The organism is Rhodoplanes sp. SY1, from assembly GCF_046000175.1.
GTDB lineage: Bacteria > Pseudomonadota > Alphaproteobacteria > Rhizobiales > Xanthobacteraceae > Rhodoplanes.
In genome coordinates, this window is the sequence record NZ_JBEOMB010000065.1 from 1 (window position 1) to 10,150 (window position 10,150).

The window sequence follows — 10,150 nt, forward strand, 5'->3', positions numbered from 1 at the left end:
GCCGCGGCGGCCGGCGCGGCGCGGCGCGCGCACCAGGGGGCGGCGCGACGGGCGATCACCAGGGCGACCAGCAGGGCGGCGGCGAGGCCGAACTGCACCGGGCAGAACGGAAAGGCGAGCAGGAACGCGACCGCGGTGGCGAGCGCCGTCGGCTCGTCGGGAAGGAAGCCCTCGTCGAGCCCGAGCCGCAGCAGGAAGGCCATCGGCACGGCGAGCAGCGTCATGTCGTAGATGAAGGCATAGGGGGTCGCGAGCAGCGCCCCGCCGGCGAGCGCCGCCGCCTTGAGGCCATACGGGGCGCGGCTGCGCCAGACGAGGACGACACCGGCCGCCACCGCGAGCGCGAGCCCGGCCTGGAGCGTCCAGGCGAGCCCTTCGCCGCCGCCCAGCGCGCGGACGAGGCCGAACACGGTCTGCAGCTTCCACCAGCTGCCGAGCCCGAGCACCAGGGAGGTCTCGCGCGCCGCCGGCACGGCGTCGACGAAGGCGATCCACGGTGCGGTCCCGAAGGCCAGCCACGACGTTGCAGCGAACGCCACCGCGGTGACGGCGGCGGCCAGGATGGTGCGCCAGCAGCCGCCGGCGAGCAGCGCCAGCGGCACCAGCAGGCCGAGATGCGGCTTCACGGTGAGCAGGCCGAACAGCACGCCGGCGAGGATCGGCCGGCGCGGCAGCGCCAGCAGGGCGCCGCCGAACAGCGCCGTGGTGAGGAAGCCGTTCTGGGTCGCCGTCAGGTTCCACACCGCCGCCGGAAAGCCGAGCCCGAACAGCAGGCCGGCCCGTCCGCCGAGGATCCCCCGGATGGTCACGACATAGAGCGGCAGCGTGACGGCGATCCAGGCGAGCATCGCCGGGACCAGCGGCAGCAGGGCGAACGGCACCGCGAGCAGCAGGACGGTCGGCGGATAGAAGACCGGATAGTGGTCGGGGAAGTCGACGCCGGCGGCCGCGACCACGGCGGCCTTGGCGGCGGCCGGGTTCCAGGCGAGCGCCGGCGTCCCGTCGAGCGCCAGCAGGCCGGACGACCACAGCACCGCGAAGTCGTTGACGATCGGCCGGCCGTCCGGGTCGAGGAGCCAGTGCCCCTGCAGCACGCTGCCGACCAGCAGGATGGCGAAGCCGAGCGTCAGCGACAGGCCGAGGACGGCGATCAGCCGAGCGCCCGATGGGCTTGCGGACGTGCCCACGGCCGCGGTCGATACGGTGGCGGAGGTCATCGATCGCGCTCCTCGGCGGCGCCCACGCGCCGCCCGGTGCCGACCGGCAGCGGAGGCCCGCAGCGCATCCGGCAACCTAAGCGGGCCGCGCTTTCCGAACGCTTAAAGGACCGGGGCGACCGCACCCCGGCACGGGATGTGCTTGTCGCGCGCGGGGCTGGAGAATTGAGTGAAATGCGACACGACCGCCTGGACCGCTACGTCACCTTCCGGAACATCGACACCGAGGGCATGACCCGCGCCGTGATGGCGCGCGTGCTCGCCCATGTCGCTCTCGGCGACAGCCCGTTCTGGCCGTATTTCGAGACGCAGCGCGCCCTCGCCCACAGCCGCGGCCTCGACGACCTGCGCGTCCTGCACAACTTCCTGCCGACCCTGAAGGAGCTCCTGGAGGATCTCGACGATCCCGAGACGCTGGCGCTGCTCGAGGAGCTGGAGACGCAGTGCATGTGAGAACGGCCGGGGTGAGCGGTATCCCGCCGCGACACCGGCCGCGTCGAACCGACGGCCGGCGCGGGCACCGCGCATGCGAAGGGCCGCGACGCCCCGCGAAGGAGTCCGGGTCACAGATTCGACGCAGCCCGGTGTATGGTGGGCGGCGATTCCCTCACGAACGAGTCCGGGTGAGCCTCATGAGCCGCGTGTTCTCTGCCCTGATGGCCGGAGCGGCCGTGCTCGGCCTCGCCGTCGCGGCGGGGCCGGCGCTGGCGCAGATGTCGGAGTCGGACCTGATCGTCCGGCTCAACCAGCTCGAGAGCCAGATGCGCCGCATGACCGGCGACCTCGAGCAGGCGCAGTTCCGCAACCAGCAGCTCGAGCAGCAGCTCAAGCGCATGCAGGAGGATTACGAGTTCCGCTTCCAGGAGCTCGGCCGCGGCGGTGGTCGCGCGGCACCGGCGGGCGCTCCGGCGCCCGGCCGGCGCGGCGAGGCGCCCGCCCCGTCGCAGCAGGCCCATGCGGCGCCCGCCGGGGCCGCCGACTTGCCCCCGCCGGCCGCCGCGCCGCAGCCCTATGGCGGGCCGCCCGCCTATGCCTCGGCCGACGGAGGCAATGCGACCGCCGCCCCGGCTCCGGCCGGTCGCGGCCGTCGGGGCGACGCCTTCGACCCGACCCAGCGGCCGGACGCGCCCGGCGCCCCGCGGGTGCTCGGCCAGCCGGGCGCGCCGCTCGACCTCGGCAGCATGGCGGCCGCCGCCAGCGCCGACCCATCGCTCGCCCGCGGTCCGGCCGCCGGCGGTGGAGCGCTCCCGGCGCCACCGCCCCGCAATCCGAACGCGACCGGCGCCCAAATGGCGACGCTGCCGCCCGGCGGCGGCCCGAAGGACCAGTACGACCTCGGCTACGGCTACGTGCTGCGCAAGGACTACCCGCTCGCCGAGCAGACCTTTCGGGACTTCCTGCGGCGCCATCCCGGCGACCGGCTGGCGCTCGACGCCCAGTACTGGCTCGGCGAGAGCCTGTTCCTGCAGAAGAATTTCCGCGAGGCCGCCGACGCCTTCCTGGTGCTGACCCAGAAGGCCGGCGCCAACCCGAAGGGCGCCGACGCCTTCCTGCGTCTCGGCCAGTCGCTCGCCGCCCTGAACCAGAAGGACATGGCCTGTGCGAGCTTCGCCCAGGTCGGCGCCCGTTATCCGCGCGCCTCGGTCAACGTCAAGCAGGCGGTCGAGCGCGAACAGAAGCGTGTGCGCTGCCTGTGACGGCCCGGCCGGCGCCGACGAGCTGTCGCTCGGCGACGCCGCGCCGCGCGGCGACATCACGCCACGCGGCGACGCCCTGCCACTCGGCGACGCCGAGGCGGCGGCCCTGTTCGCCGACCTGGCGCCGCTCCCGGCCCTGATCCTCGCCGTCTCGGGCGGCCCCGATTCCACCGCGCTCCTGTGGCTCGCCGCCCGCTGGCGGGCGACTCTCACCGACGGGCCGCGGCTCGTCGCCGTGACGGTCGACCACGGGCTGCGGCGCCAGTCGATCGCCGAGGCCGAGGCGGTCGGCGGGCTCGCCGAACGGCTCGGGGTCGCGCACCGGGTTCTGCGCTGGACCGGCGACAAGCCGGCTGCCGGTCTGCAGGAGGCGGCCCGCGCGGCGCGCTACCGGTTGCTGACCGAGGTCGCCCACGAAGTCGGCGCGGCCCATGTGCTCACCGCCCATACCCGCGACGACCAGGCCGAGACGGTGCTGTTCCGCCTCGCCCGCGGCAGCGGGCTGTCGGGGCTCGCCGGCATGGCGCGGACGGCGGCGGTGCCCCTCGCCCCGCCCGCCTCACCTCTCCCCGCGCGCGGGGAGAGGTCGGATTGCGCGCCGCAGGCGCGGAATCCGGGTGAGGGGGCGCCACCACGCACTGTGTCCCTCGATACGCCCCCTCACCCGTCTCGCCGCTGCGCGGCGAGCCACCCTCTCCCCGCGCGCGGGGAGAGGGACCAAGTGCCTCTTCTTCTCCTCCGCCCCTTCCTCGATGTTCCGAAGGCCCGGCTGGTGGCGACGCTGCGGGCGGCCGGCGTCGCGTTCGCCGACGATGCGTCGAACCGTGATCCACGGTTCACTCGTTCGCGGCTGCGGTTGCTGCTGCCCGGCTTGGCCGCCGAAGGCCTCTCGGCGGCATGCCTCGCCCGCTTCGCCGAGCGCATGCGCCGGGCCGACGCGGCGCTCGAGGCCGCCACAGACCGCCTCGCCCGCGATCTCGGCATCGGGCGCGGCACCGCCGACCCGCCGCCCGGCGGCGCCGTCCGGCTGGACGCGCTCGCCTGGGCCAAGGCCCCGGAAGAGCTGCGAATTCGCCTGCTCGGCCGGCTCGTCGCGGCGGCCGCAGCCGAGGGTCCGGTGGAACTCGGCAAGCTGGAGAGCGTCGCCGCGGCCCTCGCGGCGGCGCTGGCCGCCTCCGCCGCGTCCCCGGTAAGGGACGGGGGGAGCGGCACGGCGGCGCCCGCTGCGCGGTTTCGCCGCACGCTCGCCGGTGCGATGGTGACGTTGTCCCGGAGCCAGCTCACCGTCGAGCCCGCCCCGGCCCGCCGGGCCGCACGAAATGCCGCGAGGCGGCCCCGCGATGCCGAGGCCTAGTCCCTCGGAAACGTGGAGAATTCCCGTTCACCACGGGGCCCGCCAAGTCGTCGCATCCGGGCCTGTGCGCTTGTGGGGCGGGGACGAGGCTCTTACATTGGCGTCATGCCCCGACACACGGTGCGTGCGGCCTGGAATTCGCCTGCCAACCGCCCACGGTCTTATGAGCCACGGGGCACGAGGACGCCTGATGAACGCAAATCTGCGGAACTTTGCCCTCTGGGTGATCATCGTCCTGCTGCTGCTCGCCTTGTTCACCCTGTTCCAGAATCCCGCGCAGCGTTCGGTGTCTCAGGACATCGCCTTCTCGCAACTGTTGAACGAGGTCGACCAGGGGCGGGTGCGGGACGTCGTCATCCAGGGTCCCGAGATCCACGGCACCTTCACGGACGGTCGCAACTTCAACACCTATGCGCCGAACGATCCGACCCTGATCGACAAGCTCTATAAGAAGGGCGTGTCCATCACGGCGCGGCCGCAGCAGGAGAACGTGCCCTGGTTCGTCTCGCTGCTGGTCTCCTGGCTGCCCTTCATCGCCCTGATCGGCGTGTGGATCTTCCTGTCCCGGCAGATGCAGGGGGCAGGCGGCAAGGCGCTCGGCTTCGGCAAGTCGCGGGCGAAGCTCCTGACCGAGGCGCACGGCCGGGTCACCTTCGAGGACGTCGCCGGCGTCGACGAGGCCAAGCAGGACCTGCAGGAGATCGTCGAGTTCCTGCGTGACCCGGGCAAGTTCCAGCGGCTCGGCGGGCGGATCCCGCGCGGCGTGCTGCTGGTCGGTCCGCCCGGCACCGGCAAGACGCTGATCGCGCGCGCGGTCGCCGGCGAGGCCAACGTCCCGTTCTTCACCATCTCGGGCTCCGACTTCGTCGAGATGTTCGTCGGCGTCGGCGCGTCGCGCGTGCGCGACATGTTCGAGCAGGCCAAGAAGAACGCGCCCTGCATCATCTTCATCGACGAGATCGACGCGGTCGGCCGCCATCGCGGCGCCGGCCTCGGCGGCGGCAACGACGAGCGCGAGCAGACCCTGAACCAGCTGCTCGTCGAGATGGACGGCTTCGAGGCGAACGAGGGCATCATCCTCATCGCCGCGACCAACCGGCCCGACGTGCTCGACCCGGCGCTGCTGCGTCCCGGCCGCTTCGACCGCCAAGTCGTGGTGCCGAATCCGGACGTCGTCGGGCGCGAGCAGATCCTCAAGGTCCACGTCCGTAAGGTGCCGCTGGCGCCGGACGTGAACCTGAAGACGGTCGCGCGCGGCACCCCGGGCTTCTCGGGCGCCGACCTGATGAACCTCGTCAACGAGGCGGCCCTGATGGCGGCCCGGCGCAACAAGCGCATGGTCACCCAGGTCGAGTTCGAGGACGCCAAGGACAAGGTGATGATGGGCGCCGAGCGCAAGTCGCTCGTGATGACCGAGGAGGAGAAGCTCCTCACCGCCTATCACGAGGGCGGCCACGCCATCGTCGCCCTCAACGTCAAGGCGACCGACCCGGTCCACAAGGCGACCATCATCCCGCGCGGCCGGGCGCTCGGCATGGTCATGCAGCTCCCCGAGCGCGACAAGCTCTCGATGAGCTTCGAGCAGATGACCTCGCGGCTCGCCATCATGATGGGCGGTCGCGTCGCCGAGGAAATGATCTTCGGTCGGGACAAGGTCACGTCGGGCGCCCAGTCCGACATCGAGCAGGCGACCCGCCTGGCCCGGATGATGGTGACGCGCTGGGGCTTCTCGCCCGAGCTCGGCGCCGTCGCCTACGGCGAGAACCAGGACGAGGTGTTCCTCGGCATGTCGGTCGCCCGCCAGCAGAACGTGTCGGAGTCGACCGCCCAGAAGATCGACGCCGAGGTCCGGCGCCTGGTCGAGGAAGGCCACGAGGAGGCGACCAAGATCCTCACCGAGAAGCGCGACCAGCTCGAGACCCTCGCCAAGGGCCTGATCGAGTTCGAGACGCTGACCGGCGACGAGATCAAGGACCTGCTCAACGGCAAGCGGCCGAACCGCGAGTCGGTGATCGAGCCGTCGGGCCCGCGCGGCTCGGCCGTGCCGACCGCCGGCAAGCCGCGCCCGCGCCCCGAGGCCGGCGCCGGCGACATGGAGCCCCAGCCCACCGGCTGATCCGGGCCTCCGCCACGATCCGAGAACGCCCGCCGGTCGCGGGCGTTTTCTTTTGGGCGCCTCGGATTTCCCCTCTCCCCGCAGGCGGGGAGAGGGTGGCTCGCCGCGAAGCGGCGAGTCGGGTGAGGGGGCGCTTCCCCGATGCCGAGCACGTCCGACTCGCGGAGACGCCCCCTCACCCGAAGACTGCGCTGACGCGCAGTCGTCGACCTCTCCCCGCCGGAGGGGAGAGGTGACACGCCCGACGGTCCGGCTACACGGCATTCTTCCTCGGCTCTGCGTCTCTCCGTTTCCACGTCTCTCCGTCTTCACATTCCGGCCCATCATGACGGCCCATCCGCCCCCGACCTCCGATCCCTCCTCCGGCCCGGTGCCCGTCACCCGCGCCGGCTTTCTGCACGGCGTGCGGCTCGCCCTCCCGGTGATGCCCGGCATGATGGCGATCGCGCTGGCCACCGGCGCCTCGGCGGCGCGCGTCGGGCTCTCCTTCGGCGAGAACCTGGCGATGTGCGTGACGATGTTCGCGTCCGCCTCGCAGCTCGTCGTGCTGGAGCTGTGGCCGAAGGAGTTCTCGCCCGGCACCGTGCTCGGGCTCGCGCTGATCGCGCTCACCGTGAACGCCCGCATGCTGCTGATCACGGCGACGCTGCGGCCGTGGTTCGGCGCCATGCCGCCGTGGATCTATCCCGTCCTGCATCTCACCTCGGACCCGAGCTGGATCGTCTCGATGCGCTACCGCGCCGAGGGCGGCACCGATGCCGGCGTGTTCTTCGGCGCCAGCGTGCTGCTCGCCTCGTTCTGGCTCGGCTTCACCCAGCTCGGCTTCGCGCTCGGCACCCTGATCGCCGACCCGCGGCGCTGGGGGCTCGACTTCGTGATGCCGGTGTTCTTCGGCGCCATGCTGGTGCCGCTGTGGCGCGGCCGGCGCGCCGCGCTGCCCTGGATCGTCGCCGGCGTCGTCGCGCTCGTGGTCGAGCGGCTCGCCGGCGGCTGGACCTTCATCGTCGCCGGCGCGCTCGCCGGCGCCGTCACCGGGGGGCTCGTCGATGACCGGCGCGACTGATCCGGCCGCGAGCGGCCTCGCTGGCGGCGATCTCGGCGTGTGGATCGCCATCGCGGCGATGGCGCTCGTCACCTATGCGATGCGGGCCGGCGGCTTCTGGATGATGGGGCGGGTGCCGCTGACGCCGCGCGTGCAGCGCATGCTCGCCGCCCTGCCGGGCTCGATCGTCGCCGCCACGGTGCTGCCCATCGTCGTCAATGGCGGCCCGCTGGCGGCCGCCGCGGTCGGCGCCGGCGTGGTGACCATGTGGATCGCCCGCAACGACTTCCTCGCCGTGATGGTCGGCATGGCGGTCGCCGCGGCGGGCCGCGCCGCCGGGCTGGCGTAGCGCGACCTGGACGTGGTCCGGCCCTGCGGGCATATCTCGCCTCCTTGTTCGAGGAGATCACGACGATGCGGACCACCCACGCTGTCGCGCTGACGCTGGCGCTCGGCCTCGCCGCAGGCGGCGCGCGGGCGAACGATTCCACGGCCGAGCTCGCCACCGGCGGGCTGGTGTTCGTGAAGAACGACGCGATCCAGATGCTGGCCGAGGACCTGTTCGTCTCGGCCGCCGAGATCAAGGTGCGCTACCGCTTCTTCAACCGGAGCGCCCAGGACGTCGTCGTCCACGTCGCCTTCCCGATGCCGGACATCACGATCGACGGCCCCGACCAGAACATCGCGGTGCCGACCGAGGACCCGGCCAACCTGCTCGGCTTCTCGACCACGGTGAACGGCGCCGCCGTCCGGACCGATGTCGAGCAGCGCGTCACCGGCGCCGACGGCGTCGACCGCACGGCACTGCTGCAGAGCCTCGGCGTGCCGCTCGCGCCGCATCTGCAGGCGACCGGCGCGGCGCTCGACCGGCTGCCCAAGCACAAGTGGGACGCGCTGCTGAAGCTCGACCTCGCCTATGTCGACGAGTACGACGCCGGCAAGGGCATGGAGCGGCACCTCGCGCCGCGCTGGCGCCTGAAGACGACGTTCTACTGGCAGCAGACCTTTCCGGCCCGCGGCGAGACCGTCATCGAGCATCGCTACACGCCGAGCGTGGGCTTGAGCGTGCAGACGGCGCTCGGCGCACCATCGATGGCGCGCGAGCCGGAGATCCTCGCGCACATCAAGAAGTACTGCATCGAGCCCGACCTGATGGCGACGCTGTCGCGTGCGCGCGCCGCGGCGAAGGCGGAGTTCGGCCCCCCCTACAGCGAGCAGCGCATCGACTACGTGCTCTCCACCGGCGCCAACTGGTCCGGCCCGATCCGCGACTTTCGCCTGGTCGTCGACAAGGGCGATCCCGACAGCCTGATCAGCTTCTGCGGCACCGGCGTGACGAAGATCGGCCCCACCACGTTCGAGATGCGCAAGACCGACTTCACCCCGACCGGCGACCTCGCGGTGCTGATATTGAAGAAGATCAAGCCGGAGCCGTGAGGGGAGGCTCCGAGATCATTCCTCGCGGCTTTTCCCGTCCCACGTCGCTTCGTAGGCCTTCGCCGATATAGCGCGTTTGGCGGGGGCCTTTGCCTTCCCTTCGGCGGCCTGCTTCGTGCGGACTGTCTTGGAGCGCGCGACCTGCTTGGCGGTTGCATCGACCACACCGCGAGCCAACCCGACCAGATGCTCCCGCAACCGCGCCTTGTCCGCAGAGCCGAGATCGGAATTGTGCTTGTCCACCTTGGCAAGGATCGCCTTCCCGCCGTCTGGCAGGCTGTCGGCGATCAGGCCGAAGCTTTCGCCACCGATGACCCGATATATCGCGCGAACGTGCTCGACCGTCGTCCCCTTCGCCTTCAGCTGCTTGACGACGATCTTGTGCGCGAACTCGGTCAGGTCCTTATCGACGTCCTTGAAGACCTCGGGGGAGTCGGCGATGGCCCTGAGGACGGCAGTGCCGTCGATGTCGAGCGGCATACGATGACTTCCTTCAGTTCTTTGATCAGGCTCGCGAGAGTGTTTACGACGTCTGCACCATACTTGTCACGGTAGGCTTGTGGCCCGGTCTTTCCGAGTGCACTCGCCAAGGCCGCCGATTGCGGAATCCTCGTCTCGAAGAGCCTGAAGTGCGCGTCTTCGGCCTCCGCCTCGGCGACCAGCTCCTCCAGGAAGTCGCGCTGCTGACGGACATTCTGTTGCCATCGCGTGACCAGCACATGCGGCTTCGCGGGCGCCGGAAGGAAGCGGCTCGGATTGTGGTCCCAGAGGCTCCGGCAGAACGCATTCAGCCCCATCACGGACAGGAAATCCGCGATCGTGGGAACCAGCACGGCATCGCTCAGACGGATCGCCGCCTCGGTGACGGGCGAGATGCCGGGCGCGCAATCGAGAATGACGTATCTGAAGCGCCGCCGCAGGTCGTCGAACTCACGCTGCAGCTCCTGACAGATCTTCGTTTCGACCGCCCGGAATCCGAGCTTCTGGTCGATCAGCTCGATAAGGATCTCACGTTCCGTGATCCTCAGATCAGGCCCGCACGCCAGTAGCGACAGGTTGAGCGGTCGGCCGCGATGCGTCACGCTTCCGGCGAGCTGAACCTTGGAGTTAAGGCTCACGGCTTGCCGCCTGATCAGCCGCTGCTCCAGAAAGACCTCCAGAGATCGGCCTTTCTTGATCAGGGATGCAAGTGCGTCGTCACCAGCGATCGCGATCGAAGCGCTGGCCTGGGGATCGAGATCGATCACGAGGACCGGCTCGTCGGTGGCGGCCGCGATGGTCTCGGCA

At 71.2% G+C, this 10,150-nt stretch carries 10 protein-coding genes; 7 read left to right on the plus strand and 3 right to left on the minus strand.

The window, feature by feature from the left end:
• Window positions 1-1,217 (minus strand): glycosyltransferase family 87 protein (locus ABTU92_RS18060; RefSeq protein ID WP_408093029.1); only part of this gene is annotated, 1,217 nt, incomplete at its 3' end.
• Between the two features lie 174 nt (window positions 1,218-1,391).
• Between ABTU92_RS18060 and cowN the strand changes: the two genes are divergently transcribed.
• The 7 genes from cowN to ABTU92_RS18095 all read left to right on the plus strand — a co-directional run bounded on the left by cowN (window position 1,392) and on the right by ABTU92_RS18095 (window position 8,863).
• A complete protein-coding gene (cowN, locus tag ABTU92_RS18065; protein WP_408093030.1) occupies window positions 1,392-1,670 on the plus strand; it encodes a N(2)-fixation sustaining protein CowN in 279 nt (92 codons plus the stop codon).
• A gap of 179 nt (window positions 1,671-1,849) precedes the next feature.
• A complete protein-coding gene (gene ybgF / locus ABTU92_RS18070; RefSeq protein ID WP_408093031.1) occupies window positions 1,850-2,914 on the plus strand; it encodes a tol-pal system protein YbgF in 1,065 nt (354 codons plus the stop codon).
• Between the two features lie 55 nt (window positions 2,915-2,969).
• Window positions 2,970-4,268 (plus strand): tRNA lysidine(34) synthetase TilS, encoded by a 1,299-nt coding sequence (gene tilS, locus ABTU92_RS18075; protein WP_408093038.1) that lies wholly within the window; start codon window positions 2,970-2,972, stop codon window positions 4,266-4,268.
• 190 nt (window positions 4,269-4,458) lie between these two features.
• Window positions 4,459-6,384, plus strand: a complete 1,926-nt coding sequence (gene ftsH / locus ABTU92_RS18080; protein ID WP_408093032.1) for an ATP-dependent zinc metalloprotease FtsH — start codon at window positions 4,459-4,461, stop codon at window positions 6,382-6,384.
• A gap of 325 nt (window positions 6,385-6,709) precedes the next feature.
• Complete coding sequence (locus ABTU92_RS18085; RefSeq protein WP_408093033.1) at window positions 6,710-7,447, plus strand: AzlC family ABC transporter permease; 738 nt, start codon at window positions 6,710-6,712, stop codon at window positions 7,445-7,447.
• Window positions 7,431-7,775: an AzlD family protein gene (locus ABTU92_RS18090; RefSeq protein ID WP_408093034.1), complete on the plus strand. Its 345-nt coding sequence runs from the start codon at window positions 7,431-7,433 to the stop codon at window positions 7,773-7,775. The genes ABTU92_RS18085 and ABTU92_RS18090 overlap by 17 nt, the downstream gene beginning before the upstream one ends.
• A 65-nt stretch (window positions 7,776-7,840) precedes the next feature.
• On the plus strand, window positions 7,841-8,863 hold the full coding sequence (locus ABTU92_RS18095) for a DUF4424 domain-containing protein (RefSeq protein ID WP_408093035.1): 1,023 nt from the start codon (window positions 7,841-7,843) through the stop codon (window positions 8,861-8,863).
• A gap of 15 nt (window positions 8,864-8,878) precedes the next feature.
• Here ABTU92_RS18095 and ABTU92_RS18100 read toward each other — a convergent pair whose 3' ends face one another.
• Both ABTU92_RS18100 and ABTU92_RS18105 read right to left on the minus strand, forming a co-directional pair.
• The gene (locus tag ABTU92_RS18100) at window positions 8,879-9,343 is read right to left on the minus strand and encodes a hypothetical protein (RefSeq protein ID WP_408093036.1); all 465 of its coding nucleotides are present in this window, start codon (window positions 9,341-9,343) and stop codon (window positions 8,879-8,881) included.
• Window positions 9,259-10,150 (minus strand): ParA family protein (locus ABTU92_RS18105; protein ID WP_408093037.1); only part of this gene is annotated, 892 nt, incomplete at its 5' end. The genes ABTU92_RS18105 and ABTU92_RS18100, both read right to left, overlap by 85 nt.

Bases quoted from the DNA above. Each gene is read 5' to 3' on its own strand.
- cowN (WP_408093030.1), top strand. From the start codon at position 1,392: ATGCGACACGACCGCCTGGACCGCTACGTCACCTTCCGGAACATCGAC.
- ybgF (WP_408093031.1), top strand. From the start codon at position 1,850: ATGAGCCGCGTGTTCTCTGCCCTGATGGCCGGAGCGGCCGTGCTCGGC.
- ftsH (WP_408093032.1), top strand. From the start codon at position 4,459: ATGAACGCAAATCTGCGGAACTTTGCCCTCTGGGTGATCATCGTCCTG.
- ABTU92_RS18085 (WP_408093033.1), top strand. From the start codon at position 6,710: ATGACGGCCCATCCGCCCCCGACCTCCGATCCCTCCTCCGGCCCGGTG.
- ABTU92_RS18090 (WP_408093034.1), top strand. From the start codon at position 7,431: ATGACCGGCGCGACTGATCCGGCCGCGAGCGGCCTCGCTGGCGGCGAT.
- ABTU92_RS18095 (WP_408093035.1), top strand. From the start codon at position 7,841: ATGCGGACCACCCACGCTGTCGCGCTGACGCTGGCGCTCGGCCTCGCC.
- ABTU92_RS18100 (WP_408093036.1), bottom strand. From the start codon at position 9,343: ATGCCGCTCGACATCGACGGCACTGCCGTCCTCAGGGCCATCGCCGAC.